Annotated in this window: 26 protein-coding genes; 8 read left to right on the top strand and 18 right to left on the bottom strand. The window is 59.5% G+C overall.

What is annotated here, in order from left to right; translation table 11 throughout:
- Window positions 1–130 precede the first annotated feature (130 nt).
- A complete protein-coding gene (locus AC5O5R_RS06005) occupies window positions 131–802 on the bottom strand; it encodes a DNA-3-methyladenine glycosylase I (RefSeq protein WP_172224591.1) in 672 nt (223 codons plus the stop codon).
- 4 nt (window positions 803–806) lie between these two features.
- Window positions 807–1,631: a tRNA 2-thiocytidine(32) synthetase TtcA gene (gene ttcA, locus AC5O5R_RS06000; RefSeq protein WP_172224588.1), complete on the bottom strand. Its 825-nt coding sequence runs from the start codon at window positions 1,629–1,631 to the stop codon at window positions 807–809.
- 261 nt (window positions 1,632–1,892) lie between these two features.
- Here ttcA and AC5O5R_RS05995 point away from each other — a divergent pair, with 261 nt between their 5' ends.
- Window positions 1,893–2,492: a Yip1 family protein gene (locus AC5O5R_RS05995; RefSeq protein ID WP_172224585.1), complete on the top strand. Its 600-nt coding sequence runs from the start codon at window positions 1,893–1,895 to the stop codon at window positions 2,490–2,492.
- Between the two features lie 107 nt (window positions 2,493–2,599).
- Window positions 2,600–3,121 (top strand): SprT family zinc-dependent metalloprotease, encoded by a 522-nt coding sequence (locus tag AC5O5R_RS05990; protein WP_172224580.1) that lies wholly within the window; start codon window positions 2,600–2,602, stop codon window positions 3,119–3,121.
- A 170-nt stretch (window positions 3,122–3,291) separates the two neighbouring features.
- Here the strand turns inward: AC5O5R_RS05990 and fpr are convergent, their stop codons facing one another.
- A complete protein-coding gene (fpr, locus tag AC5O5R_RS05985) occupies window positions 3,292–4,071 on the bottom strand; it encodes a ferredoxin-NADP reductase (protein ID WP_033700840.1) in 780 nt (259 codons plus the stop codon).
- A 117-nt stretch (window positions 4,072–4,188) separates the two neighbouring features.
- On the opposite strand from fpr, the gene finR reads away from it, so the two are divergent.
- Window positions 4,189–5,115 (top strand): LysR family transcriptional regulator FinR, encoded by a 927-nt coding sequence (gene finR, locus AC5O5R_RS05980; RefSeq protein ID WP_172224577.1) that lies wholly within the window; start codon window positions 4,189–4,191, stop codon window positions 5,113–5,115.
- Here the strand turns inward: finR and AC5O5R_RS05975 are convergent.
- From AC5O5R_RS05975 to AC5O5R_RS05965, 3 genes are all read right to left on the bottom strand, one after another.
- Window positions 5,112–5,477 (bottom strand): diacylglycerol kinase, encoded by a 366-nt coding sequence (locus tag AC5O5R_RS05975; protein ID WP_010952700.1) that lies wholly within the window; start codon window positions 5,475–5,477, stop codon window positions 5,112–5,114. The two genes, finR and AC5O5R_RS05975, sit on opposite strands and share 4 nt — an antisense overlap.
- Window positions 5,478–5,550: 73 nt before the next feature.
- Window positions 5,551–6,201, bottom strand: coding sequence for a response regulator transcription factor ErdR (gene erdR, locus AC5O5R_RS05970; protein WP_172224574.1), 651 nt, complete (start codon window positions 6,199–6,201; stop codon window positions 5,551–5,553).
- 179 nt (window positions 6,202–6,380) lie between these two features.
- The gene (locus AC5O5R_RS05965; RefSeq protein WP_172224571.1) at window positions 6,381–7,091 is read right to left on the bottom strand and encodes a tRNA-uridine aminocarboxypropyltransferase; all 711 of its coding nucleotides are present in this window, start codon (window positions 7,089–7,091) and stop codon (window positions 6,381–6,383) included.
- A gap of 217 nt (window positions 7,092–7,308) precedes the next feature.
- On the opposite strand from AC5O5R_RS05965, the gene AC5O5R_RS05960 reads away from it, so the two are divergent.
- Window positions 7,309–7,728 (top strand): quorum-sensing-regulated virulence factor family protein, encoded by a 420-nt coding sequence (locus AC5O5R_RS05960; RefSeq protein ID WP_172224568.1) that lies wholly within the window; start codon window positions 7,309–7,311, stop codon window positions 7,726–7,728.
- A 17-nt stretch (window positions 7,729–7,745) separates the two neighbouring features.
- On the opposite strand, the gene AC5O5R_RS05955 is transcribed toward AC5O5R_RS05960, so the two are convergent.
- Window positions 7,746–7,955 carry a hypothetical protein gene (locus tag AC5O5R_RS05955; protein ID WP_172224565.1) on the bottom strand — a complete coding sequence of 70 codons (210 nt, stop codon included), beginning with the start codon at window positions 7,953–7,955 and terminating at the stop codon, window positions 7,746–7,748.
- 160 nt (window positions 7,956–8,115) lie between these two features.
- Here AC5O5R_RS05955 and AC5O5R_RS05950 point away from each other — a divergent pair, with 160 nt between their 5' ends.
- On the top strand, window positions 8,116–9,234 hold the full coding sequence (locus AC5O5R_RS05950; protein WP_494512187.1) for an LOG family protein: 1,119 nt from the start codon (window positions 8,116–8,118) through the stop codon (window positions 9,232–9,234).
- A 121-nt stretch (window positions 9,235–9,355) separates the two neighbouring features.
- On the opposite strand, the gene recX is transcribed toward AC5O5R_RS05950, so the two are convergent.
- The 4 genes from recX to AC5O5R_RS05930 all read right to left on the bottom strand — a co-directional run bounded on the left by recX (window position 9,356) and on the right by AC5O5R_RS05930 (window position 12,623).
- Window positions 9,356–9,826 carry a recombination regulator RecX gene (gene recX, locus AC5O5R_RS05945; RefSeq protein ID WP_172219581.1) on the bottom strand — a complete coding sequence of 157 codons (471 nt, stop codon included), beginning with the start codon at window positions 9,824–9,826 and terminating at the stop codon, window positions 9,356–9,358.
- Window positions 9,827–9,847: 21 nt separating this feature from the next.
- Window positions 9,848–10,915 (bottom strand): recombinase RecA, encoded by a 1,068-nt coding sequence (recA, locus tag AC5O5R_RS05940; protein ID WP_172219579.1) that lies wholly within the window; start codon window positions 10,913–10,915, stop codon window positions 9,848–9,850.
- Window positions 10,916–11,018: 103 nt separating this feature from the next.
- On the bottom strand, window positions 11,019–11,501 hold the full coding sequence (locus tag AC5O5R_RS05935) for a CinA family protein (protein WP_172219577.1): 483 nt from the start codon (window positions 11,499–11,501) through the stop codon (window positions 11,019–11,021).
- A gap of 54 nt (window positions 11,502–11,555) precedes the next feature.
- Window positions 11,556–12,623, bottom strand: coding sequence for a hypothetical protein (locus tag AC5O5R_RS05930; RefSeq protein WP_494515090.1), 1,068 nt, complete (start codon window positions 12,621–12,623; stop codon window positions 11,556–11,558).
- A gap of 458 nt (window positions 12,624–13,081) precedes the next feature.
- Here AC5O5R_RS05930 and AC5O5R_RS05925 point away from each other — a divergent pair, with 458 nt between their 5' ends.
- Window positions 13,082–13,315, top strand: a complete 234-nt coding sequence (locus AC5O5R_RS05925; RefSeq protein ID WP_494515089.1) for a hypothetical protein — start codon at window positions 13,082–13,084, stop codon at window positions 13,313–13,315.
- 340 nt (window positions 13,316–13,655) lie between these two features.
- Here AC5O5R_RS05925 and AC5O5R_RS05920 read toward each other — a convergent pair whose 3' ends face one another.
- A complete protein-coding gene (locus AC5O5R_RS05920) occupies window positions 13,656–13,844 on the bottom strand; it encodes a hypothetical protein (RefSeq protein ID WP_494515088.1) in 189 nt (62 codons plus the stop codon).
- Window positions 13,845–14,010: 166 nt separating this feature from the next.
- Here AC5O5R_RS05920 and AC5O5R_RS05915 point away from each other — a divergent pair, with 166 nt between their 5' ends.
- Window positions 14,011–15,423: a caspase family protein gene (locus tag AC5O5R_RS05915; protein ID WP_494515087.1), complete on the top strand. Its 1,413-nt coding sequence runs from the start codon at window positions 14,011–14,013 to the stop codon at window positions 15,421–15,423.
- Window positions 15,424–15,486: 63 nt separating this feature from the next.
- Complete coding sequence (gene drt4 / locus AC5O5R_RS05910) at window positions 15,487–17,124, top strand: antiviral reverse transcriptase Drt4 (RefSeq protein WP_494515086.1); 1,638 nt, start codon at window positions 15,487–15,489, stop codon at window positions 17,122–17,124.
- Between the two features lie 237 nt (window positions 17,125–17,361).
- On the opposite strand, the gene AC5O5R_RS05905 is transcribed toward drt4, so the two are convergent.
- From AC5O5R_RS05905 to AC5O5R_RS05880, 6 genes are read right to left on the bottom strand one after another with little or no spacing between them, the layout of a single operon-like run.
- Window positions 17,362–17,916, bottom strand: a complete 555-nt coding sequence (locus AC5O5R_RS05905) for a lysis protein (protein WP_494515085.1) — start codon at window positions 17,914–17,916, stop codon at window positions 17,362–17,364.
- Window positions 17,916–18,485 carry a glycoside hydrolase family 19 protein gene (locus AC5O5R_RS05900; RefSeq protein WP_494515084.1) on the bottom strand — a complete coding sequence of 190 codons (570 nt, stop codon included), beginning with the start codon at window positions 18,483–18,485 and terminating at the stop codon, window positions 17,916–17,918. Before AC5O5R_RS05900 ends, AC5O5R_RS05905 begins: the two co-directional genes overlap by 1 nt.
- A 37-nt stretch (window positions 18,486–18,522) precedes the next feature.
- Window positions 18,523–19,566, bottom strand: coding sequence for a phage late control D family protein (locus AC5O5R_RS05895; RefSeq protein WP_494515083.1), 1,044 nt, complete (start codon window positions 19,564–19,566; stop codon window positions 18,523–18,525).
- A gap of 60 nt (window positions 19,567–19,626) precedes the next feature.
- Window positions 19,627–19,833, bottom strand: coding sequence for a tail protein X (locus tag AC5O5R_RS05890; RefSeq protein ID WP_494515082.1), 207 nt, complete (start codon window positions 19,831–19,833; stop codon window positions 19,627–19,629).
- Complete coding sequence (locus AC5O5R_RS05885) at window positions 19,808–20,653, bottom strand: phage tail protein (RefSeq protein ID WP_494515081.1); 846 nt, start codon at window positions 20,651–20,653, stop codon at window positions 19,808–19,810. Before AC5O5R_RS05885 ends, AC5O5R_RS05890 begins: the two co-directional genes overlap by 26 nt.
- A 9-nt stretch (window positions 20,654–20,662) precedes the next feature.
- A complete protein-coding gene (locus AC5O5R_RS05880) occupies window positions 20,663–24,658 on the bottom strand; it encodes a phage tail tape measure protein (protein ID WP_494515080.1) in 3,996 nt (1,331 codons plus the stop codon).
- Window positions 24,659–24,737 lie beyond the last annotated feature (79 nt).

The raw sequence follows: 24,737 nt of genomic DNA, 5'->3' as shown, positions 1-24,737 counted from the left end.
TCGGGGGCTGCTCTGCAGCCCAATCGCCGGCAAGCCAGCTCCCACAGATATTGCACAGTACTGAGGACTTGTGAGGTCTCTGTGGGAGCTGGCTTGCCGGCGATTGGGCCGCACAGCGGCCCCAGCAATCTCAATGGTTGACGGTATGCGCCAGCATCACCGACAGCTGGCACAACGGCCGCCCGCTCTCTTCGTGCCACTGGTTGAACGCCTGCTGCACCAGCGCCAGGTCGCGCAGGCTGGTCGGCTGCTTGTCGATCACCTTCTGCGCAATCAATGCCGCCGCCATGTCATCGGTCGGGATGAACGTATCCTTGCCGACCATGCGCAGAAAGCGCGGTGCCGACAGCCCGCCCAGCTGGTTGCCGTGCTTGGCCAGGTACTTCCACAAGCCGACGATATCGGTCACTGGCCAGTCGGCGACGAACGCGCCGAAGCTGCCGTGCGCCTTGGCGATATCCAGCACCATCTGGGCATTGCGCGGCACGCTCTTGAGCTTGCCCAGGTGGCGAATGATGCGCTCGTCGTGCATCAGCCGCTCCAGGTGCTCGGCGCCCATCAACACCACCTTCTCCGGGTCGAAGCCGAAGAACACCTGTTCGAACACCGGCCACTTGGCATCCACCAGGCTGTGCTTGAGCCCGGCGCGGAACACGCGCAGGGCCAGGGTCGACAGGTAGCGGTCGTCACTGATGTCGCGCAGTTGCGCCGGGGTGCGCGGCTGCGGCAGGAAGGCCTCCAGGGCCTGGGCCGAGCCAAAACGGTTCAGGCAATACTCGTGCAGCCACTGGTAATCGCGCATGGCTTCAGATGTTCAGCACGTCGAGGAAGCGCGGGGTGGCGCTTTCGTCGATCTTCAGGCTGGTGAAGTCGAACAGGTTGCGGTCGGCCAGTTGCGACGGCGCCACGTTCTGCATGGCGCGGAAGATGCTTTCGGTACGGCCCGGGTGCTTGCGCTCCCACTCCACCAGCATGTCCTTGACCACCTGGCGTTGCAGGTTTTCCTGCGAGCCGCACAGGTTGCAAGGAATGATCGGGAACTCTTTCATATCCGAGTAGGCCTGGATGTCTTTCTCGTGGCAGTAGGCCAGCGGGCGGATCACCACGTTGCGGCCGTCGTCGGCACGCAGCTTCGGCGGCATGCCCTTGAGCGCGCCGTTGAAGAACATGTTGAGGAAGAAGGTTTCGACGATGTCGTCGCGGTGGTGCCCCAGCGCCATCTTGGTCGCGCCGATTTCGTCGGCGAAGGTGTACAGGGTGCCACGGCGCAGGCGCGAGCACAGCGAGCAGGTGGTCTTGCCCTCGGGTACCAGCTCCTTGACCACCGAGTAGGTATCCTTCTCGACGATGTGGTAGTCGACGCCCAGTTCCTTCAGGTAGGCCGGCAGCACGTGCTCGGGAAAGCCCGGCTGTTTCTGGTCCATGTTCACCGCGACGATCTCGAATTTGATCGGTGCCACCTTCTGCAGGTGCAACAGAACGTCGAGCATGGTGTAGCTGTCCTTGCCGCCGGACAGGCAGACCATCACCTTGTCGCCATCCTCGATCATGTTGTAGTCGGTGATGGCTTCGCCAGCGAGACGACGCAGGCGTTTTTGCAGTTTGTTCTGGTTGACCGAGAGGGTGCCCATAGCGCTTGGATCCGCGAGGTGTGACAAAAGCCGGCTATTTTACCCACAAACGCGGCATCACTGTAGGCATTCCGACAAAGACTTCAATGTAATCAGCAGCACGCCCTAAAGCGCAATTTGCTCTAAAAAGCCCGGTTTGTGCCGGTAACGGCTTCCTATACTGCGACATAAGGCCACATTACCGCTTGCATCTGTGTTCAGGCCCCTGGCCGCATGCGCTCCATTCGGGGGGCGCTTGGCAACATTGAGAGGAGTGAAGGCATGATTCATCACGTTGTGGGGCTGTTTACCCATCCCGACCAGGAATGGCGGGAAATTCGTGGCGAAGAAGAAACCATCAGCCACATGTACCTGACGCACACCTTGATCCTGGCAGCCATTCCCGCTATTTCGGCGTTCATCGGCACCACCCAGGTTGGCTGGGTGATCGGCGACCGACCCGCCGTGATGCTGACCATGGAAAGCGCGCTCTGGATGAGCATCATGTCTTACCTGGCAATGCTCGGCGGTGTTGCGGTGATGGGCGCGTTCATCCACTGGATGGCGCGCACCTACGATGCCAACCCGTCCATGGCGCAATGCATCGCGTTTGCCACCTATACCGCCACCCCGTTGTTCATCGGCGGCCTGGTCGCGCTGTACCCGCACTTGTGGCTGGGCATGCTGATCGGCACCGCTGCAATCTGCTACACCGTGTACCTGTTGTATGTCGGCTTGCCGACGTTCATGAACATTCCGCCTGACGAAGGCTTCCTGTTCTCCAGCTCGGTGCTGGCGGTAGGCCTTGTGGTACTGGTGGCGATCATGGCCGCCACGGTGATCATCTGGGGACTGGGCGTGGGGCCCGTCTACACCAACTAGAACAGACTCAACCAACACTGGGGCATCAACCAGAGGCCGCCGCGAGGCGGCCTCTGGCTGTGCGCTGACGGGCGGTGGCTCGGCAGGCGGCTCGCGGCTGCGGCATAATGACCAGTCAGGAGAACCATGCCGCCATGCCCGAGTTGCTCAAACAACGCGTCGAAATCTGTTACCAGCAAGCCGAAACCTTCTTCAAACGCTCCTTTCCGCGCCCGGAAGTCAGCTTCAGGCTGCGCGGGCAAAAAGCCGGAGTCGCGCACCTGCACGAGAACCTGCTGCGCTTCAACTTGCAGCTGTACCGGGAAAACCAGGATGATTTCCTGCGTCAGACCGTAGCCCATGAAGTGGCGCATCTGGTGGCCCACCAGCTGTTCGGCGAACGCATCCAGGCCCATGGCGAGGAATGGCAGCTGATCATGCGCGGGGTCTACGAACTGCCGCCCAACCGCTGCCACAACTACGAAGTGCAACGGCGCGTGGCCACTCGCTATATCTACCGCTGCCCGTGCCCGCAGAGTGACTTCCCCTTCACTGCACAGCGCCACAAGCTGGTGCGTCAAGGGCGGCGGTACCTGTGCAAGCGGTGCCGAGCGATTCTGGTGTACAGCGGCGAGACGCGGGTCGAATAGACCGGGTTTTGCCTTGCACCGCCAGCTCCCACAGGTACAGCAGAGGTTTGGAATGCTGTGCCGAACCTGAGGGAGCTCGCTTGCCGGCGATAGGGCCGGACCAGGCAATGCATGGATACCAGATATAAGAAAGGCGACCCGAGGGTCGCCTTCTTCATACCAGCCTGCGCTTACTTCTCGACGAAAGCACGCTCGATCAGGTAGTCACCCGGCTCGCGCATACGGGCCGAAACCTTCAGGCCGAAGCTGTCCAGCACTTCGCTGGTCTCGTCGAGCATGCTCGGGCTGCCGCAGATCATCGCGCGGTCGTCCTGCGGGTTGATCGGTGGCAGGCCGATGTCGCTGAACAGCTTGCCGCTGCGCATCAGGTCGGTCAGACGACCCTGGTTCTCGAACGGCTCACGGGTCACGGTCGGGTAGTAGATCAGCTTGTCGCGGACCGACTCACCGAAGAACTCGTTCTGCGGCAGGTGTTCGGTGATGAATTCGCGGTAGGCCACTTCGTTCACGTAACGCACGCCGTGCACCAGAATCACCTTTTCGAAGCGCTCGTAGGTTTCCGGGTCCTGGATGACGCTCATGAACGGCGCCAGGCCAGTGCCGGTGCTCAGCAGGTACAGGTGCTTGCCCGGGTTCAGGTCGTCGAGCACCAGAGTACCGGTAGGCTTCTTGCTGATGATGATCTCATCGCCTTCCTTCAAGTGCTGCAGCTGCGAGGTCAGCGGACCGTCCGGCACCTTGATGCTGAAGAACTCCAGATGCTCTTCCCAGTTCGGCGAAGCGATGGAATAGGCACGCATGAGCGGGCGGCCGGTTTCCTGCTGCAGGCCGATCATCACGAACTGACCGTTCTCGAAGCGCAGCCCCGGGTCGCGGGTGCACTTGAAGCTGAACAGGGTGTCGTTCCAGTGGTGCACACTGAGGACACGTTCGTGGTTCATGTTGCTCATCGATGGGGCTCCTGAAGAAAACGCAGCGCGCAAAACGCGCAGTTGCGCGATAGTTTAGGGGCAGCGACAATATCTGTTAACTGGATTATCAAGATATGTGTTATCGGTTATATCGATATGCGATTCACACTCCGTCAACTGCAAGTCTTCGTCGCCGTAGCCCAGCACCAGAGCGTCTCTCGAGCCGCCAGCCTGCTGGCCTTGTCGCAGTCGGCTGCCAGCACTTCGATCACTGAGCTGGAGCGCCAATCAAGCTGCCAGCTGTTCGACCGTGCCGGCAAGCGCCTGGCGCTGAACGCCCTGGGCCATCAACTGCTGCCCCAGGCTGTGGCCCTGCTCGACCAGGCCAAGGAGATCGAAGACCTGCTCAATGGCAAGTCCGGGTTCGGCTCGCTGGCGGTCGGCGCCACGCTGACCATCGGCAACTACCTGGCCACCCTGCTGATCGGCAGCTTCATGCAGAGCCACCCGGAAAGCCAGGTAAAACTGCATGTACAGAACACCGTGCATATCGTGCAGCAAGTGGCTCACTACGAAATTGATCTGGGTCTGATCGAGGGTGATTGCAACCACCCGGACCTGGAAGTACAGCCATGGGTAGAGGATGAGCTGGTGGTGTTCTGCGCGCCGCAGCACCCGCTGGCCAAGCTGGGCCGCGCCGACATCGAAAGCCTGTCGCAAGAGGCGTGGATACTGCGTGAGCAAGGCTCGGGCACGCGCCTGACCTTCGATCAGGCCATGCGCCATCACCGCGCCAACCTCAATATACGCCTGGAGCTGGAGCACACCGAGGCGATCAAGCGGGCGGTGGAGTCAGGCCTGGGTATCGGCTGCATATCGCGCCTGGCCCTGCGTGACGCATTCCGCCGCGGCAGCCTGGTGCCGGTGGAAACCCCCGAACTGGACCTGATGCGCCAGTTCTACTTCATCTGGCACAAACAGAAGTACCAGACCTCGGCCATGCGCGAGTTCCTCGAGCTATGCCGCAACTTCACCGCGGGCTTTACCCGCAGTGATGAAATCGTGCTGCCGCCGATCGCTTAAAGCAGGATCACGCCCCACACCAGCGCCACCATGGTCAGCGCCACCAGCTGCGCAGCGCTGCCCATGTCCTTAGCGTTTTTCGACAAGGGGTGGCGCTCCAGCGAAATGCGGTCGATGGCAGCTTCCACGGCCGAGTTGAACAGCTCGACGATCAACCCCAGCAGGCACACCGCGATCATGATCGCCCGCTCGGCGCGGCTGACCGGCAGCCAGAACGCAATCGGGATCAGCAGCACGTTAAGCAGCACCAGTTGGCGAAACGCCGCCTCGCCCTTGAAAGCGGCGCGCAGGCCGTCCAGCGAATACCCGGCAGCGTTGAAAATGCGTTTGAGGCCGGTCTGGCCCTTGAATGGCGATGTCATGTGAGTCACTTAACGACAGAAAGGCCAGCAGACTAGACCGGCACGGGTCAAAAAAGCGTGAAGCCAGGCGCAGTCAGTTGCTGGCAACCGATTCAAGTTGTTGCAGCAACAGCGCGGCCTGGGTCCGGGTACGCACCCCCAGCTTGCGGAAGATCGCGGTCACGTGGGCCTTGATGGTCGCTTCGGAGACGCTGAGCTCATAGGCAATCTGCTTGTTCAGCAAGCCTTCGCAGACCATGGTCAGCACGCGGAACTGTTGCGGCGTGAGGCTGGCCAGGCCTTCGCTGGCGGCTTTGGCCTCGGCCGATACATCGACCTTCTCGAACGCCTGCGGTGGCCACCAGACCTCGCCGTCGAGCACCTTGCGCACGGCATCCTGAATCACTTCCAGGGTGCTGGACTTGGGGATGAAACCGCTGGCGCCGAACTCGCGGGACTTGACCACCACGGCGGCCTCTTCCTGGGCCGAAACCATCACCACGGGGATCTGCGGGTATTGCCCGCGTAGCAGCACCAGCCCGGAAAAACCGTAGGCCCCCGGCATGTTCAAATCCAGCAACACCAAGTCCCAGTCGGCTTTTTCGCTCAGGCGGGCTTCCAGCTCGGCAATGCTCGCGACTTCGACCAGGCGTACATCCGGGCCCAGGCCAAGGGTAACGGCCTGGCGCAGAGCGCCACGGAACAGTGGGTGGTCATCGGCAATCAGGATTTCGTAAGTGGCCATCGATCTAGGGATCCTGTTCTGTGCCGGGCGTTCGGGGGTAAGGGAAGCGCCCGGTGGGGAATCGGCGCCAAGGAGGCCGAGCACGGTCGAGGGTGATCAAGCCAATCGCCCTGCCGTCTCGCCCACCCTGGCTGCCAGCTCCGTCATTATGAACCAAAGCAGGGGTTGTGCCCCTTGGACTATAGGAAGGTATGCAAACGCTGGTGGGTGTCGTCCTGGTCGTCCAGCGGCAAGCGCCGCTTGCCGCTCAGGTAATGCAGGCTGAACACATCCAGGTAGGCATCCAGCGCCTGCGAGGCCTGACTGTCACCGGCAAGGTCCAGGCACATGGCCGCGACTTCCGCCGTGCAGAAGTGATCGTCCCGCTTGGAGCGTCGCAGGCGGTAGCGGGACATCTGCTCGGCCTCCAGGCTCAACACCGGGAAGCGGTCGAGGTACGGGCTTTTGCGAAACATCTTGCGCGCTTCGGTCCAGGTGGCATCCAGCAGGATGAACAGCGGGCGTTTGCCCGGCTCACGCACCACTTCAGTGACAACCCGCTCCTGGGCGACGAACTCGCCAGGGAAGACGATATAGGGCTGCCAGCGCGGGTCGTCGAGCAAGGCCAGCAAGCCCTCGTCTACCGAGGTACGCAGCCAGCCAAAGGCGGCGGTGTCGTCGATCAGGTCGGCGATCAGCCAGCCGGTGTTGGTGGGCTTCAACGGCTCGGTGTCGTGCATCAGCAGGCATACACCCGATTCGGCCTGCACGCGGGGTTTCCAGGCGCACAGGCAATGGGTGGCGATGACCCGGCAAGCCGGGCAGCGCTCGGCACGTGAGCCGCGGGCGATGAAAGGCTTGACGCTGCGGGCCAGACGTTCGGCGCGCAGGCGCGCTACCGCATGGCTCATGCCGGCAGGCCTCTGGACAGGTTGGAAATGGGCACAAGGATGGCTCGAAAAAAACAAGGGAGCCAGTTTACCAGAACGGCGGCCATTTGCTGTGCAGGTGGCAAGGCGGCCCTTATAATCGACACTTTACCGTGCCTTAACTTCGCGCCCGCACGGTTCACGGAACACCGCCGGCCCGCGCATGTCAAAGCGCCAGTCATCGAACCAGGAGAGATTCATGCTGCGCCTTATAGCCCCCGCCCTGAGCCTGCTACTCGCTCTGCCCCTGGCAGCCCACGCGGCTTCCAAGCAGGATTACGACCTGAACAATACGTTGCAGAAGGTCGCCAAGGAGAGCAGCGTCGGCACCCCGCGCGCAATCAACGAGGACATCCTCGACCAGGGCTACACCGTAGAAGGCAAGGCACTGGTCAACCACCTGAGCGTGCGCCAGAGCCACGCCGAGCGCATGCAGGCCAACCCGGCGCAGGTGCGCAGCCAGCTAGGCGACAGCGTCTGCCGTAACAGCGGCTACCGCAACCTGATGTCCAAAGGTGCGGTAATGGTCTACCGCTTTACCGTCTACAAGACCAACCAGCCGGTCATGGATCAGGCCTTCGACAGCGCCAGCTGCGTGGCAGGCAACAAGAAGAAGTAACAACAGCTGTTATGCAGCTATACCTTTTCGTCTTCACGGGCGCGCCAGCGCCCATCGTCAGCATCGGCGCGCATGTCAGCCAGCAACGCCTGCAAGTAACGCGACTGGCACTCCAGCCCTGATAAACGGCGCCGACACTCGGCCTCAAGGCTCAGGTGATGCACCTGGGCCGCGTTCTCAAGCAGCTGATAGAGCTGCCCGTCCACCTCGATGGTCAAGCGATGCATACCGCCACCTCCTGCATCGACACGTTTCGCTTCACCAGTTAACCAAACCCTCACCGCCAGTGGCGGTATACCGACGGGCGGCTGCGGTAAACACTCCGGCACGATCGGGCCGGAGGGTCTAGATTGAGGTCAGAGGTATTGGTGCAGAAGGAGACGTTGCATGCCTTACCAATCGAACGAACAATTGTTCAGCCACTTCCACGACAACAACATCGACCTGAGCAACATCGACGCACAACTGCAACTGGTAGCCCCCGACAGCCCCAACTTGCCGCTGTATCGCGACATGATGCTGACCATCCTGCGCATGGCCCATGACGACAGCGACCGCTGGAGCGCGAAGATCACCCTGCAGGCCCTGCGTGAACTGGACCAGTCGTTCCGCACCCTGCAACGCTACAAAGGCCGGCGCAAGGTAACCGTATTCGGCTCGGCGCGCACGCCGCTGGAACACCCGATGTACGCGTTGGCCCGCGAGCTGGGCGCCACCTTGGCGCGCTCCGACCTGATGGTTATCACTGGCGCCGGCGGCGGCATCATGGCGGCTGCCCATGAAGGCGCTGGCAGTGCACACAGCCTGGGCTTCAACATCACCCTGCCCTTCGAACAGCACGCCAACCCCACAGTGGATGGCACCGACAAGCTGCTGCCGTTCCACTTTTTCTTCATCCGCAAACTGTTCTTCGTCAAGGAAGCCGACGGCCTGGTGCTGTGCCCGGGCGGGTTCGGCACGCTGGATGAAGCGCTGGAGGTACTGACCCTGATCCAGACGGGCAAGAGCCCGCTGGTTCCGGTGGTGCTGCTGGATTCGCCCGGCGGCAGCTTCTGGCGCGACTGCCTGGACTTCATCAGCCGCCAGCTGGAAGAAAACCGCTACATCCTGCCCACCGACCTGAAGCTGGTGCGCCTGGTGCACAGCGCCGACGAGGCCGTGGAGGAAATCAACCAGTTCTACAGCAACTATCACTCCAGCCGCTGGCTGAAGAGCCAGTTCGTGATCCGCATGCATCACCCGCTCAGCGACGCGGCGCTGCATGAGATCCAGGAGGGCTTTGCCGACTTGCGCCTGAGCGGCAGGTATCACCAGCAGGCGGACAGCAGTGCGGAACATGAGGTGGGCAATTACAGCCACCTGACCCGCCTGTCATTTGCTTTCAATGGTCGGGATCAGGGCCGACTGCGCGAGCTGGTGGATTTTATCAACCTGTCGGAGAACTGGGCCAAGCCGCAGCCAATGCATACCACGCAGCGGGCCAGGGAGGCGTTGAAGGTCAGTTGATAACGGGTCGATCCTACCTGTAGGAGCAACTGTCTTGCGCAAAATTTAAAAAGCGCCCGCTCCCACAGGGTACGCGGTGCGCCCAGCATCAGCTCTCTGCGCGACAGCGCAGCGCCAGCCGTCAGTAATCGTCGAGATCCCGGCCGCTGAGCAGCCGGCCGATCATGTCCATCGGGAACCCCCGGTAAGCGAGGAACCGGGTCTGCTGGGCGCGGCTGCGCGGGTCATGCGGCGGCTGCCCGGCAAACTTGCGCTGCCACACCTCACGCAGGCGCTCGCGCCAGTCGATCTCGCTCTCGCGTAACGCCTGGTCGATATCAGCACGCGCCAAGCCACGCTGACCCAGCTCTTCGCGAATGCGCGCAGGGCCATAGCCAGAGCCGGAACGGTACCTGATGAAACTTTCGAGGTAGCGGGCTTCACTGAGCAGCCCTTCTTCGGCAAGCCGGTCGAGCTCGGGCTCGATCAGCTCATCCGAAGCGCCGCGCTGACGCAACTTGCGCGTCAGCTCGACGCGACCGTGCTCACGTCGCGCGAGCAGGTCCATGGCTGTCCGCCGGATGGCGACGGGGGTGTCGAGTACGGCGGACATGTTCGACTAACTACCGAGCAATCAATAACCGGCTTCAGCATCAGCGACGTCGTCGGCGCTGGCGTCCGCGGCGGCAGCCTTGTTCGCTTCACCCGCAGCGCCGGCTTTCAGCAGCTTTTCACGGATCTGCTTCTCGATTTCGGTACCGATAGCCGGGTTCTCAGCCAGGTACTTGGCAGCGTTGGCTTTGCCCTGACCGATCTTGTTGCCTTTGTAGGCATACCAGGCACCGGATTTTTCGACCAGGCCTTGGGAAACACCCAGGTCAATGATCTCGCCGTTACGGTAGATGCCTTTGCCGTAGAGAATCTGGAACTCGGCCTGACGGAACGGTGGCGAAACCTTGTTCTTGACGATCTTGACGCGGGTTTCGCTGCCAACCACTTCGTCGCCTTCCTTGACTGCGCCAGTACGGCGGATGTCCAGGCGGACCGACGCGTAGAACTTCAGGGCGTTACCACCGGTAGTGGTTTCCGGGCTACCGAACATCACACCGATCTTCATACGGATCTGGTTGATGAAGATGACCAGGCAGTTGGCGTTCTTGATGTTACCGGTGATCTTGCGCAGCGCCTGGGACATCAGGCGAGCCTGCAGGCCCACGTGCATGTCGCCCATTTCGCCCTCGATCTCGGCCTTGGGTACCAGCGCGGCCACGGAGTCGACGATGATCACGTCAACGGCGTTGGAGCGCACCAGCATGTCGGTGATCTCCAGGGCCTGTTCGCCGGTATCCGGCTGCGAAACCAGCAGGTCGTCGACGTTGACGCCCAGCTTGCCGGCGTACTCGGGGTCGAGGGCGTGTTCGGCGTCGACGAAGGCGCAGGTAGCACCACTTTTTTGGGCTTCGGCGATGACCGACAGAGTCAGCGTGGTCTTACCCGACGATTCCGGGCCGTAGATCTCGACGATACGGCCTTTCGGCAGGCCGCCGATGCCCAGGGCGATATCCAGCCCCAGGGAACCGGTGGAGATGGCAGGAATGCCTTGGCGCTCATGGTCACCCATGCGCATGACCGCACCTTTGCCGAATTGGCGTTCGATCTGACCCAGGGCCGCAGCCAAGGCGCGCTTCTTGTTGTCGTCCATTGAAATCCTCACGTGTTCGACTTGGCCCTGATGGCCGCAATAACTGTATAAGTAGCCAGTATTATTCCACAGGCCAGCGCCCGCGCAAACCCCTGTCGTCGATTTACTCGGCACCAAGCTGTAACAAGCCGTCTAACGCGGCGATCACCGTTTGTCGGCGCACCGCATCGCGGTCGCCGTTGAAGTGCCGGCGTTCGGTCACTACACGGCTACCGTCACCCCAGGCCAGCCACACGGTCCCTACCGGCTTGGCAGGCGAACCGCCGTCCGGCCCGGCCACGCCGCTCACCGCCACGGCGAAGCGCGCGCCGCTGGCGGCCTGCGCACCACGGACCATGGCTTCGACCACTTCCTGACTGACTGCGCCGACCTGACCGAACAACGCCTCAGGCACCCCGAGCTGGCGGGTTTTCTGGGCGTTGGAGTAGGTTACGTAGCCGGCCTCGAACCATGCCGAGCTGCCGGGTACGCGGGTGATGGCCTCGGCAATGCCACCGCCGGTGCAGGACTCGGCGGTGGTGACCTGCGCGCTGAAGCGGCGCAGGTGCTCACCCAGGCGGATGGCAAGCGTGGTGATCGGGTCCATGTCGGGCTCCTTGAAGGCTGCCCTCTACCCTACCACCCTGCACAGCGCCCTGGCTCAGGAAACCTGCAGGCTGTCCCGGGCAATTTCGCTGAACGCACGCTCGTCACGCCGACCGAGCCGCGGTAGCCCTTCAGGCCATGCCTGGCTCCAGTCCAGGCCGTCGAGCTTGCGCATGTCTTCAATTGCCGAACGCCACCAGACCACCTTGCAGGCGCGCTGGTAGTCGTCACCGCTCATCACGCTGCCATACAACAGCTTGCGCCCGATGCCGCGCAGCTCCCGCGGCACCCCCTTGAGACTCCACTTGACCGAGAGCCGCGACAGCCACGACGGCACCGGGCGATGCGCCGGCACTTTTACGGCCAGGCCCGGCATTCCTGGATGGAAGCCTTCGCCCTGTTTGGCGAAGAAAATTTCAAGGATGGCATGCACGTACTGCTTCATCGCGAAGTAGTGGCTGATCACGCCACGCGCCTCATTGAGCTGCGCCCCGTGCAGTTCGAAGGAAAAGGCGATCTGTTCAATGGTGTGCAGGTCACCGGCATAAGGCGTCCAGGCATCGATGCGCGGGATAGCGCGCTCGGCGACGCCGACATTGCAGCGGGTGAAACCCATCACACCGCTGTTGCAGAGCCGCAAATCAGCGGCCGGGGCATCGCCCGCCTCGGCCAGCCCTGCGCTGAAATTACCGTAGTCCGCGCAGCGCGAGGCCTCGGCCCAGCTCATTTCCACTTCGTCGACCAGGAACTGCCCGGCATCGACCTGGCTGAACAGCTTCAGCGGCGACTGCAGGAACACCGTATCGGTATCGATGAACACTGTCTTGTCTGCCCACTTCCCGGCCAGGGCGATGGCGCATGCCTTGCGTCGGTGGGTGTAGCCGCCGTCGCCGGTCCATGCGTGCAGGGTCTGCGGGTCCAGGCTGATCACTTCCACCGGCCAGCCGACAAAGGCTTGTGGCTGGTCGGTGAGTACTCGGATCGTGGGCAACTCCGCCGGCTTGCAACGCGCCAGGGCGGTAAGGATGCTGAGCTTGGCTTCCAGCTGATAGATACGGCGATCGCCATAAAGGAGGTAGATCAGCTGTTGCTTTACATGAGGGACAGGGCTGGACACATTCATCGCGCAAATCACGGCTAACGGCATTCATCGAGGGCCGCGCATTCTAGAGACTAACGCGCTGCAGCTCCACCATTGCCCGCCGGGCTGCGCGCGCATGCCCCATCGCGGGCGCCTGCATCGTAACGAAAAAGCCTGTACCATTGCGGGTTTACCATCGCCAACCAGATCACCCGCTGTAAGGCCCTGAATGTCAGATCTTTCCGCACACACACCGATTGTGCTGTAGTAAAAACCGCATATGCCGCCAAAGCCCCGCAGCATCAGGGGTTGGCCGCCCTTTGCATTCTGGTTTCACCCTAGACTTAGGCATGGAATGGCATGGAATGGCGTACAGTTTGCCCCATTTTTGCCCCATTCTCCCTACCCTCTCAACGCAGGCCGACTCAGCCACTGATCGGGGTCACATCGCTGCTTTCTTTGTACGGCTATAATTTTTGAGCTGGCAAAGGAGTATGTCGATGAGACGCGACCGATCAATGGAAGAGCTACGCGCCCTAGTCCTGGCTAATAATCCCCAACTTAATGCGGCCGAGCTCGACGCTTTAACAGACTTACAAGTTCTCGAACGGGTCAGAAACTCCATCATAGTGGATGATCGATCTGGACGAACCAGAGATCTGGAGCTGGAGCAGGTGTTTGCCTTCCTGGATTACCTCATCAAAAAACACCGTTCCAAACAGACCTTGCAGTGATTCCCTCCAACGGGGATAGGGACTTGAACCCGCCCGAAGATCTCGATAGGCCTCCAGAGGCCTGCATAAGCGGCTATTCTGGCTTCAGAAGATGGCCAGTAAAGGTCTAAACGCTCCGGGATTTGCCCTATTTTTGCCCTAAGAATTCTCGTACCTGAAGCAATCGCGTGCCTGCAAGCGCTTTCGGTGTAATAGCCGAGCGGCTCCAGGGTTTTAGTGCGGGCAATCCAGGCACTGAAAAGATGCCGGTGGACCGCATGACCTTGGCGCGCACGTCTTGGCGAAACTGGGTAAGGCTTTCCGTCATGTTGGTGAGATCGGCGGAGCTCGCATCAATCGATTAGACCACTGCCGCAGGCACCATCATCTCGATCAGCGGCACGAACCTCTCGCTCGTGTCGCCATACGCCACGATGCCGAGCTGGCGGAATGTATCTTTCGCGTGGAAGTAAGGCTCCCCCATCTCCACGCACGGTTTCGCATCGTACGACCGGGCGATAAAGCAGTCATCGTTGTTGTTCAGCACCACGATTGGAATCTTGACTAGATCCGGTAGAAAGGGATCGAGTAGCAGTGGTCGAGGACTGCGCCCTGCGTACACAGAACGCCAGCGGCGCAGATCGCCTTCTGCCCTTGGAATAAAGATGGCACAAGGCTACTCTAGACCCTCTTGTATCCAATGGAACGATTCAGTAATGAACTTAGCGCTATTGATAGGAATTGACAAATACGACCGCCTCACCGCCCTGCCAGCGTGTGCGAATGATTTAGTCCTTATGCAAGAAACCCTTAAAGCAACAAATAAATATCAAGCAATCGAGATCATCAGCAACGCTAGAGCGGAGGAAGCAAAAGGAAAGCTTCGCGACTTTTTTTCAAGCCACTCCAACTCCGCAGAAATTGAGGAAATATTTATTTACTTTACTGGTCACGGCGGATACCAAGATGATGCACTATTCTGCTGCACCGATTTTGACGAAAAACGCGCAGCAACGACCTCAATTAGCAATACCGAACTAGACGACCTACTAAGAAACGCAAGCCCGAAAGTTGCAGTGAAAGTAATTGACGCATGCCAATCCGGGGCGCCGTACATAAAGGACTCAAGCAACAGCTTCTTAAAATCCATCCAGACAAGTCGTCTATCTTCATTCGTATGCATGGCTTCTAGCCAGCACGACCAAAATTCTTACGCATCAATTACTACTAGCCATTTTACCGCAGCATGGGTAAAGGCAGCTCTCTCAAGAAGCACGGGCACCATCTTATATCGCGACATTCAAGCCGCACTTGCAGACTCTTTCGCTTCCACAAACAACCAAACACCTTTTTTTGTTAACCAAGGGTCTGGATTGGAGGCATTTAGCATTGTCACAGATGAGATGGTAGAACTTTTCACTGCTCGTAACAATACTACAATGGCTAGTGCGACAGGAAAAAGCATTGAAGCAATCCTGAAACAAGAAATCAGCAAAAGTGATTTGCGCTTTATCGATTACAATGAGGCCGTTGAAGCCATCAACACAAGCAACTCACTTTTAAAAAACACTGAAATATCACAAACCTTAATTAAGGATTTTTACAGCAAGTCGGTCAACTCCGATTTAAGACTAGCACACCTCCCTAAGACTAGACATTTTGCCGAGTTTGGACAAAAACAGGGGTGGGATAAAAAGTATTTCATACAGATCGAACAGGAAACATATAGCGCCCCCTCCGACAATCCAATTAACATCCTCCATGGCAGAGAGGTCACCGTTCAAAAAACTCGACCTTCATATATTAATGCGACAGAATCTTTACCAGTTGAAGCATTCGAAATCTCACTTAACTCCAACAACCCCTCCCTACCATCTTACCGGTGCTACATAGGTATAATTCACTCCAACACTGATGTGATGATCTTATCCGCTACTGCTTCGCTTACGCAAAAAGGTTGGGACAAAAAAGTCCTGGAACAAAGCGAGATCAAATGGGAGTACCATGCCATTTCATGGCAGACAGTTATCCAGACCCCGTCTGTCATTTGGGAGCGTGGATTAGGACACGCCCTTGAAATCATAAAAACGCACCTCGACAATATTGTCAAGCAATCCCTAGACGGGTAACCCCAAAGAGATACGCCAACTAAAACAGACACAAACTTTCAGTAAAATTTTCGGGAAAGCCTAATGAAAGAGTTTGCCATTTCACACCAAACTTCAGCAGCTACCGCCTGCGAAGAAAGGCACTTCCTCGAAGCGCTGACTAGATGGAACTACTTCCCCAATCAAAAAGAGTCAGCCACAGAGTTACCGCCAAGCATCTCGACAAGACGTTTCACACCTGAGATCGCCCACGCACTCCTAAAAGCCTCGCCATTAAGCAAAACAAGAAAAAAGCTAGGCTTCAATTATATCGAGTATCGAGCAACAAGATACAACAACGTTTCACGCACACTGGGAATAATCCATCCACTAGCACTTTCTCAGATATTTCAAGCACACGAAGCAAACTATCATGAATTAAAAGAAGCGATACACGACAATAATAGCGCCATAAGCGTCGCATCGCACCTTGATGGCCGTATGTTTATTATGAACTATGAAAACCCAGAGACAAAAGCCCTGACGGCAACCAACCAAGGCTTTGGTAAAAAGTTCCGAGCACATACAGATATCTCCAATTGCTTCGGCTCAATTTACACGCATTCTCTAGAATGGGCCATCCAAGGTTTTAACGAAGCCAAGGCGAAACTCGCGGAAGGCGGTCATCCACATCACTGGAGCGCTGAGCTAGATAGAGTTTTACGCGGAGCCAAACGTAATGAGACATCAGGCTTACCTATCGGCCCTGCATCATCAAGCATTGCCGTCGAAATAATACTTGCAGCAGTAGATCGCCAGCTTAAGGATAAATTTTCATTCGTAAGATATATTGACGACTACACAGCCGTATGTGATACACACGCCGAAGCCGAAGAATTCATTCGGTTACTAGGAAAAGAACTGAGTCAATATCGGCTATCTTTGAACTTAGCTAAAACGTCAATTATAGAACTCCCAAGCCCCCTGCAAGAACATTGGGTCGGCGTCTTGATGAGCGCCCTCCCTCCTTTGCTGCGAGATGATGGGCAAATTGCATACATGACTACACGCGATGCATTCCAATTCCTAGACCATGCCGTAAGACTAAATAACGAGACACCAGACGGAAGTGTTATAAAATTCGCTTTGTCTGCAATTTGCGCCCGAGTTCAGGGCAAAGCTGCAGCTGACGTACTACAGTACGCCATTAACTTATGCTGGCACTACCCAATACTTCTACCTTATCTAGAAAAAATTGATGCTCGCTCAGATGATTATGATCGGGATGATATTATAAAAAAACTAGAATCCATCATAACCACTAACGCCCGCGATAGAAGATCAGATGGCATGTGCTGGGCTCTGTACTACCTCGAGCGATTAGACTCCGACCCAACCGACAAATCCATCGAGGCAATAATTGAATCGAAAGATTGCATCGCGATATCTATGCTCTGCAACTTCGAATCTGCTCTTGAGCGCACATCTGAATATGGAAAGAGCCTTCTGGGCCAACAACTTTATACCATTGACGAAAACTGGCTCCTACTCTATCAACTATATCGGCTTGACAAAGTTGAAAACCCCTACACAAACGACAAAACCTTTGAGATATTAAAGAAATTCGAAGTGGATTTCTTTTGCCCCCCTGGCGAGGAAAGCAGAGCCGAGCAATATTGCACAGTTGTGTCATACAATTTCGATGATTGCCCCCCAACATTTTCTGAATGGATGAAAGTTTAACCTAGCGCAAATTACCCATCGCCATACAAGCTAATGGCAGAATCATTTATGATCTCGCAGCTGCAATCTAGCTATAAAGTCATTCAAAGGACAGCCAGTATCTTCCACATTAACAAAAGACTGTAGACCCGCGGCTCTGTATGCAGAAGCAGACATTTCGGCTGAACTGGCAGGCAATGTCTGCAAAATTCGCCGGGCCGGACTGAACGTTCACGCATTCGGCCCCGCTACCTCATTTTACTTGGTGAGTTCGCGCACGTAAGCCTGGCAGGCCTGCAGCGCGATCAGTCCTCGATCACCGGTGTCGGTGATGCTGATAATTCGTTGAGCATGCGCTGGGTCAAGTCGGGCGCGTAGGGCGCCATAAACCACGCCCCCGGTGCAGGCGGCTTCTCGCACCCCACCGTCACCACCCGGGGCGGCAAAGGCTCCGGCTTCGACAAGGACTGACAGCCGCAAGTCAGCAGTAGCCAGCCTGTCACGCAGGCGATCTTGAATCTGTTGTGCATCGTTCATCTCCTTCCAATATGTTTTGCCTTGCTCCTGCAGGCGATCTTCTAGGGCTTGTCGCTGAGTTTTCTGCTCCGCCAACTGTTTCAGGGCCGCAGCTGCAGCCTCCTCACGTTCTCGACCGTGAGCCCGATCACTGTCCGCCAGTTGCTGGACATAACCTGCAGCCTGTTCAGCCAGCTGCTTTCCGTACTCGCTGGCCTGCCACATCCAGGCCCCTCGCCCGCCGGCATAGAGTCCGACCGCAACAGCCAGAAGCGCGATACGCCAGTTCAGCGGCATTACTGCAGCACCCCAAGCGCGCGTTTGTAGAGCGCCTGGCGATCCCTCAACCCATTCAGGCCACCATTGATACGGCGAGTGATCAGCTCGAACATGGAGTCATCGGCCTGCAGCACCTTATCAGCCAGGGTGTTAAGCCCCGCTCGCTGCCAGTACCAGCCGGCCGACAGCGACGCGTAGACCGGCTGCTCGAGCAGGTCGGGGGTGTTGAGCAAGCGGCTGTCACCGAATAGCGCTTCGCTGCAGGCCTCGTAGTTATCGCGACCGGTGATCTGAATGAGCCCACGGCCACGGTACCGCTGACCGTCGCCGTCAGCCGCCGGGGTATTGCCAAGGCGCTCCGCCAGCCGCCCGGTGTCGTACTTGGCCAGGTAGGCATCGTTGCCAAGCTCGCGTACATACTGCAGCTGGCCAGATTCGTGGCCGACCTGGGCAAGGAACACCGCCATTCGCTTGGGTGTGATGATTGAGTACTTGCCCATTGTTGCGTTGAGACCGGGAACAAAAACGCCGGCTTTGCGGCCGGCGTTGGGGAGGATCTGTTGCAGCTGTTGTACTGAGATAGCCATTGGTTTCTCCAGTGATGGCCGTGTGCGGCCTTGAGGATTAGAGCTGCTCTACCTTGAGCGGCTTGTCGTCTTTCTTTTTCTTGCCCGAGGCCTTGGCCTTGCCCTTCTTACCGCCGTTGCACTCCACGGTCGTGGTCCACCCGCTGGCCGTGAACACTTGCTCCACGCTTTCCACCAGGTACTCGCCATCGAGCCCGACCTTGAAGCCCTGGGCATTCACCGAGCACTCAGCGAACAGGTCGTGCCGGCCCGCCATCTCCAGGCGCACACCGGCTGTGCTGCGATTGAACGCGGCCAGCCGCGCCTTGGCCGCCTGTCTGGCTGCAGTCTCGTTGGGGTAGATATGGCGGTCGGTGTGAACTGGGGGCAGGCCGTCCGGCGATTCTTCGTTGTCCAACTGGACCACCTTCAAAGCGCCGGTCTTCTGATCCTGGTGCTGGGTTTTCACTGCCTTCTGCGTACTGCGGTCGCTTAGCCGGAACTGATAGCGGGACACGTCCGTCTTGTTGACGGTGATGACCTGCAGAGACTTGCCCGAAGTGCTCTTCCCACCCTGTCTGGGCATCACCAGCAGCTTGCCCTGAGCAACCTTGGCGGTGCTGTCGTACTGCCGCGCCAGGCGCGTCACAAAGTTGAAGTCCGACTCGTTGCGCTGATCGATCCGCTCCACCTTCGTCGTGACCGGGCAGACCACCTCCCACCCATTGCGCTTGGCGATTTCAGCGACGATCTCGGACAGCGGCACATTCTCCCAACTGCCGCTACGGATGGTCTTACCGCTGCCGCGCATATCGCTGGCCTTGCCGCGAATGGTCAGCTCATCAGGCGGGCCGGATAACTGCACTTCGTCGACCGTGTAGGCGCCCATGCGCTTCAGCGGTTGCCCCTCGTAGCCCAGCAGAACTTCCACCACCCCTCCCCGCGCTGGCAGCGCAACGACCTGATCGCGGTCGTCAATGCGCAGCTCAAACTCGTCCGACTCCATACCTGGCTTGTCTGAGATCCGCAGCAGCAGCAAGCGGTCATTGATCAGCGCGGTAATGTCCTTGCGGTCCGCGATGATTCGATACGTTGGTTTCATGCTTACTCCAGAAACAGGAAGCCCCGCACTGGACGGGGCTTCGTTACGCGTAACGCGGGGTCAGTCAAACAGCTGCAGCAACTCGACCGCCGGCGCCGACAGATCGGGCAGAAATACCAACAAGCCGGCGCGGTACGGCTGTGCCTCCCTGGCCAAGTCCGGGTTGGCATCGAGCACTGCTTCGACCGTGCCATTGAGATTTTCGTAATGGTGCTGACAGATCACGTCCAGCAGATCCCCGTCAGACGTTCTGCAGGTCGTTGCCATAGCTCACAAACTCCAGGTTGAAGCCCTGTTTACGGGGGATGCCACCCGCCAGCAGGTGGCTTTGCTCCTCTTCAATATTGAGCAGGCACCAATCGCCCAGCACCTCGCCATAACCCGTCACCAGCTTCAGTGCTTGCAGGTTGCGACCGATGCTGCGCAGCACGCTCAGTTGCTTGATGCCGCCTTTGTGGTGGGGAAAGATCGCACCCTTGAGTGTGATCTTTTCCTCACCCAGGCCCACTGCCTGCTGGGCCACGCTTCGACGCAGACGCTCCTGGCCAACCCAACGGAACGACGTCTGACGCCGCAACTCGTCAAAGGCGGCCGTGCCCAGGTTGAAGTAATACGGCTGCTTCTTAGGGTCGTGTGGCTGGATAATCAGGAGGTGCGGGTATGGCGCAACCGCATCAGGTAGCGGAGTGGCAGAGCGCAGTAGGCCGCCGGAAGGCAACACGTTGGATAGCGACGGGCTGACCAACCCCGCCACCCGGCCGGCTTGGGCCGTGACCTTGGCCGCCATCTGCTTGAAGGTGCCGAGCCGCTCCTGTACCTGAGCGGCACCGGTGACTGCTCGGCTATACATCGACGCCACCTGCCCCACCTGAGACTGTGCCACGTTGATACTGCGCACTATCCGGCCAAGCTTCGCACCCGCCTCAGGCCCCACGAATGGAATGTTTTCCAGCTCCGACGCGGCACCCGTGATGCTGCCCACCGCGCTATTGAGTGGGGACAGCATGCCGTCCACACCCTTGCGACCGGCTTCACCCGCTGAAACCAGCCCGGACAGGGAGGACTCCAGCTGCTCCATGTAGGCCATAGGCCCTCCTTAAACATGTGGTTGGTCGAACAGTTGAGCCGAAGTCATGCGCGCTGATGCTTCGCGCTGCCATGCCTCAAACAGCAGACGCAGTGGCGACTCGATTTCACGGACAACCTGCGACGGGTCTTTCACATCGCCCTGCACATCGATTTTGATGTTGGGCGAGAACGAAAACGCCTGATCCACCTTCGGCACCGATACCGCCCCAGGCGCAGCCGCTTTGGCTGGTTGAGCCACTTCGGTCATCCGAGGTGGCACTGGTGCCGACTTGGCCACCATGTCACGCACCACATCACCGAAACCGGCCGGCAAAGTTGCCAACTGGGGGACAGCTGGCCGTGACGCACCATCAGCGGCGGGCTTACGCTCGCCGCTGTCGATCATCACAGGCACCGGTGCCGATTTAGCGGGCACCTCCCGCACCGTTTCGCCCAGCTTCACCGGCGGCGTTGCCGGCGCCGGTTGCGGTGGCACCAGACCTGCACCAGGGAAGCGCACCTTGTTGGCCGTCAACGCCGGCAGCAGGTAAGGGTCCTTGGACTCGGGGTCACGCGGGTCATACGACACCTCAGGCTCGGTCGGCGCAGGTCTAGCCACGGATCGCACTGAGCTGGCCAACTTCGGTGCTTCCTGCAGCACAGGCTCAGGCACAGGGTTAGGTTGCGCCGGCGGCCGTACAAGCGGCGCACCAGGGAAGCGCACCTTGTTTGCCGTCAATGCCGGTACGAGGTAAGGGTCCTTGGACGCCTCCTTGGACGCCGGGTCGAGCGGGTCATACGACACTTCAGGCTCAACCGGGGTCGGAGTGGTCACGGCTTTTACCGTATTGCCCAACCTCGGCAGTTCCTGCAGCGCTGGTGCCGGTTCAGGCTCGACTGCTGGCTCAGGTTGCACCGGAGCCGAAACGGCCACGGCTCGCATCGTATTGCCCAGCTTCGCTGGCGGCTCCTGCACGATCGGTACGGCTTCGGCTTGAGGCGCCGGTTGCGCCGGCGGCCGTACAAGTGGCGCACCTGGGAAACGCACCTTGCTGGCCGTCAGCGCGGGCACCAGGTACGGATCTTTTGACGCCGGGTCGAGCGAGTCATACGACACTTCAGTCTCAGCCGGGGCCGGAGTGGCCACGGCTTTTACCGTGTCGCCCAGCCTCGGCAGCTCCTGCAGCGCCGGTTCCGGTTCAGGCTCGACTGCTGGCTCAGGTTGCACCGGAGCCGAAACGGCCACGGCTCGTACCGTCTCGCCCAGTTTCGCCGGCGGTTGCTGCTCGATCGGCTCGGCCTCAGGTTGAGGTTCGGGCTGCGCCGGTGGCCGCACCAAAGGCGCACCCGGGAATCGGACCTTGTTGGCCGTCAGCGCGGGCACCAGGTACGGGTCTTTAGACGTCGGGTCGAGCGGTTCATACGCCCCCTCAGGCTCGGCTGGCCCAGGGGCGGGCACGTTGCGCACCGTGTCACCTAAGGCCGGTACCGGCGCCGACGGCACTGGCTTGGTGGCAGGCTCACGGTTGTCGATCACTACCGGCGCTACGAGAGCAGCTTTTGGCGCTGCTGATAACGGGGCCGAGGTATCAACCTTGGGAGTTGGCTTGTCCTCATGCGCCAGTGCCAAGGATACCCGTACCGCCTCCCCAGGCGCTGGCGGACTTTCCGCCTTCGCCCTGGCTACGGGCTCGGGTTGCTCATCGCCAAACCAGCGCTTGCCCAGCCACCCGCCGATCGACTCGCCGCCCATGCCGCCCAGTACAGCGCCGATGGCACCGCCGACTGCAGTACCTATGACCGGTACCACCGATCCAATGGCCGCTCCTGCAGCCGCGCCTGCGAGTGTTCCCGCAAGGCTGCCAGCTGCCCCGCCATACCCTTCTGCCTTTTCATCTTGAGATGTGGCATTCATCGCGACATCGATCGCAGCTGCACCGGCGTCGATCACATTCCCGCCAGGCAGGCGCTTAGCGAGATGCGTAACGCCACGTACAGAGCGGGCAACCCTGCCCAACTCTTCAACCCCGGTCACCATCTTCGGCACAGCAGCAGGAACAGCTGGCTTCACCGGTGGAGGCTTAGGTGCCTCAGCTTTCACCCCGGGCCGAGCTGGGGGCGCTTGCCTTGCTTCTCGTCTGCGAGCCCGACGCCGGCTTCTACGACTACCCCGGGCAGGGGCTGCAGGGGCACTATTTGTGACGCTGCTGCCGATCCCGCTGAACGCATCGGCATTGACCACGAACACTCTCTGCGTGTCATCCCTGCCTGCTAGCGGGTCGTTCGCCGGCGCCGCATCCTTCGGCGTTGCTCCAAACACCTTACCCAGCAGGCCAAGGCCAGTATCTACCACTTTGCTGCCCGTCTTAGGCAGCTCAATGGCCGTACGATCGCCATGCCCCGCCCGGCCGGCCATCCTCTCCAGGCCTCGACCTCGCGCGATGTTCAACACACCACGCCCGATCTTGAACGCGCTGGATGCTGTCTTGAGTGCGAGGATGGCCGCCACGGTGCCGGTAATGCCCGCGACGACAGCCGGGAAGCTGTCAGACAGCGAGGTAATGCCACGGGCGATCGCTGTCAGGCCTTTCGCCGCCATATCAGTTGCCGGACGGATAGCGTCGCCAATGCTGCGCATTGCGTCGTCAGCCGCCTGGACCGTCTCGGCCCACTGCTGCGCCGAGGTTTCACGGCGCTCGGCCAAGTTTTTGTCGAGGATGCCCGAAGCCTTTTGCGAGTCGGCCTTGAGTTCCTCATACAACCCCCTGTTCTGCCCATAAGCAGTAAGCGCCGCCTTGACCTGCATGTCGGCGAAGATGTCGCCGGTGCGTAGGGTCTTTTCCAGAGCGTCCAGTGCGGCCTTGGCTTTCTCGGGGTCGACTTCCTTGTCGATCTTGGCCTTGGCCGCCTCGATCTTCTTGGCCTTCGCGGGATCAGTGGCCTCGACGTACTTCATGGCCAGGGCCATGGACGCCTCGATGACGTTCATTCCCTTCTGCAGACCGGTGTTCAGCGAGGACTGGTAATCAATGCCCGCGTCCTTGTAGGCCTTGACCACATCGCCGGCGCCGATTTTCTCCATCCAGTTCTTGAAGTTGTTCGCCGCTTCATCCGAGCTGCCGGCGGTCTTCATCTGCACCTGCAGCATCGAGCCAAGCGAGGTCACCGCATCCAGCCCGGTGATCCCGTTTTTTTCCATGCCGGCCAACAGTTGCGGGAACCACTTGGCCATATCGCTGGCCTCGAAGCTGCCCGCCTGGCCTTGGTAGGCAATAGCCTCCAGCGCCTGCTGCATGACCTTCGGGTCGTTGATTTTGGCGTTTTGCTGCAGCGCCTGGATCATCGACGCAGTGTCGACACCCGAAGATCCCTGGCCAATCGCGAATTTGGCCGCGACCGGCGCATAGGACAGCGCCTTGTCCAGCTCCATGCCGGCACCAACCAACTGGTTGACCAGGTCAGCCACATCGTTGCGTGACATCCCTGTGTCTTTGGCTGTGTCGATCACCGTCCGGGTAAGCTGCCGTTCCTCCGGCTTGTTGACGATGTCGGCCTTGATCGCAATGTCACGGATGACCGCTTGATAATTCGCACTGATCATCGTCGGCACTGCGGCCATGCCCGTGGCAACTACGGCCTGGCCAATGTTCGACTTCATTGAGGCCTTGCCCGCCTGCAGCTGCTGATGCCCCTTGAGCTGCAGATCCGCGCTTTTCGCCTCACGCCCCAGGCGCTGATATTCACGACTGAGACGACCAACCTCGACACCCTGCTTGCGCAGGGCATCCAGATTGCTGTCCAGCTTGCGCAGCAGTTTGTCAGCGCCGGCAGCACCGCTGTCGTGCGCACGCTTCCACTCTTCGCGCAGCTTGATGGTTTCGCCAATGGTGCTCTTCAGCACCTTGGCCCTGCTGCCTTTGGCCTCCAGTTTCTGGATGCCGTTCTCAACCGTCTTGAACGCTGCGCCTACCGATGAGGCGACAGCCCCCCCGATCACCAGCGATAACGCTAGTCTGCTTGCCATCGGTGCCCCCTGTGCAAGCTCAATCCGTGAGCCACCAGACCATGTCCGCGTAGGACATGGTCTGGATCTCTGCGGCGGA

This window comes from Pseudomonas sp. 8_5_2, from assembly GCF_059295255.1.
Note: the sequence above shows the minus strand (reverse complement) of the source record. Positions and strands in the feature narration are given on the sequence as shown.

Bases quoted from the DNA above. Each gene is read 5' to 3' on its own strand.
- AC5O5R_RS06005 (WP_172224591.1), bottom strand. From the start codon at position 802: ATGCGCGATTACCAGTGGCTGCACGAGTATTGCCTGAACCGTTTTGGC.
- ttcA (WP_172224588.1), bottom strand. From the start codon at position 1,631: ATGGGCACCCTCTCGGTCAACCAGAACAAACTGCAAAAACGCCTGCGT.
- AC5O5R_RS05995 (WP_172224585.1), top strand. From the start codon at position 1,893: ATGATTCATCACGTTGTGGGGCTGTTTACCCATCCCGACCAGGAATGG.
- AC5O5R_RS05990 (WP_172224580.1), top strand. From the start codon at position 2,600: ATGACCAGTCAGGAGAACCATGCCGCCATGCCCGAGTTGCTCAAACAA.
- fpr (WP_033700840.1), bottom strand. From the start codon at position 4,071: ATGAGCAACATGAACCACGAACGTGTCCTCAGTGTGCACCACTGGAAC.
- finR (WP_172224577.1), top strand. From the start codon at position 4,189: ATGCGATTCACACTCCGTCAACTGCAAGTCTTCGTCGCCGTAGCCCAG.
- AC5O5R_RS05975 (WP_010952700.1), bottom strand. From the start codon at position 5,477: ATGACATCGCCATTCAAGGGCCAGACCGGCCTCAAACGCATTTTCAAC.
- erdR (WP_172224574.1), bottom strand. From the start codon at position 6,201: ATGGCCACTTACGAAATCCTGATTGCCGATGACCACCCACTGTTCCGT.
- AC5O5R_RS05965 (WP_172224571.1), bottom strand. From the start codon at position 7,091: ATGAGCCATGCGGTAGCGCGCCTGCGCGCCGAACGTCTGGCCCGCAGC.
- AC5O5R_RS05960 (WP_172224568.1), top strand. From the start codon at position 7,309: ATGCTGCGCCTTATAGCCCCCGCCCTGAGCCTGCTACTCGCTCTGCCC.
- AC5O5R_RS05955 (WP_172224565.1), bottom strand. From the start codon at position 7,955: ATGCATCGCTTGACCATCGAGGTGGACGGGCAGCTCTATCAGCTGCTT.
- AC5O5R_RS05950 (WP_494512187.1), top strand. From the start codon at position 8,116: ATGCCTTACCAATCGAACGAACAATTGTTCAGCCACTTCCACGACAAC.
- recX (WP_172219581.1), bottom strand. From the start codon at position 9,826: ATGTCCGCCGTACTCGACACCCCCGTCGCCATCCGGCGGACAGCCATG.
- recA (WP_172219579.1), bottom strand. From the start codon at position 10,915: ATGGACGACAACAAGAAGCGCGCCTTGGCTGCGGCCCTGGGTCAGATC.
- AC5O5R_RS05935 (WP_172219577.1), bottom strand. From the start codon at position 11,501: ATGGACCCGATCACCACGCTTGCCATCCGCCTGGGTGAGCACCTGCGC.
- AC5O5R_RS05930 (WP_494515090.1), bottom strand. From the start codon at position 12,623: ATGAATGTGTCCAGCCCTGTCCCTCATGTAAAGCAACAGCTGATCTAC.
- AC5O5R_RS05925 (WP_494515089.1), top strand. From the start codon at position 13,082: ATGAGACGCGACCGATCAATGGAAGAGCTACGCGCCCTAGTCCTGGCT.
- AC5O5R_RS05915 (WP_494515087.1), top strand. From the start codon at position 14,011: ATGAACTTAGCGCTATTGATAGGAATTGACAAATACGACCGCCTCACC.
- drt4 (WP_494515086.1), top strand. From the start codon at position 15,487: ATGAAAGAGTTTGCCATTTCACACCAAACTTCAGCAGCTACCGCCTGC.
- AC5O5R_RS05905 (WP_494515085.1), bottom strand. From the start codon at position 17,916: ATGCCGCTGAACTGGCGTATCGCGCTTCTGGCTGTTGCGGTCGGACTC.
- AC5O5R_RS05900 (WP_494515084.1), bottom strand. From the start codon at position 18,485: ATGGCTATCTCAGTACAACAGCTGCAACAGATCCTCCCCAACGCCGGC.
- AC5O5R_RS05895 (WP_494515083.1), bottom strand. From the start codon at position 19,566: ATGAAACCAACGTATCGAATCATCGCGGACCGCAAGGACATTACCGCG.
- AC5O5R_RS05890 (WP_494515082.1), bottom strand. From the start codon at position 19,833: ATGGCAACGACCTGCAGAACGTCTGACGGGGATCTGCTGGACGTGATC.
- AC5O5R_RS05885 (WP_494515081.1), bottom strand. From the start codon at position 20,653: ATGGCCTACATGGAGCAGCTGGAGTCCTCCCTGTCCGGGCTGGTTTCA.
- AC5O5R_RS05880 (WP_494515080.1), bottom strand. From the start codon at position 24,658: ATGGCAAGCAGACTAGCGTTATCGCTGGTGATCGGGGGGGCTGTCGCC.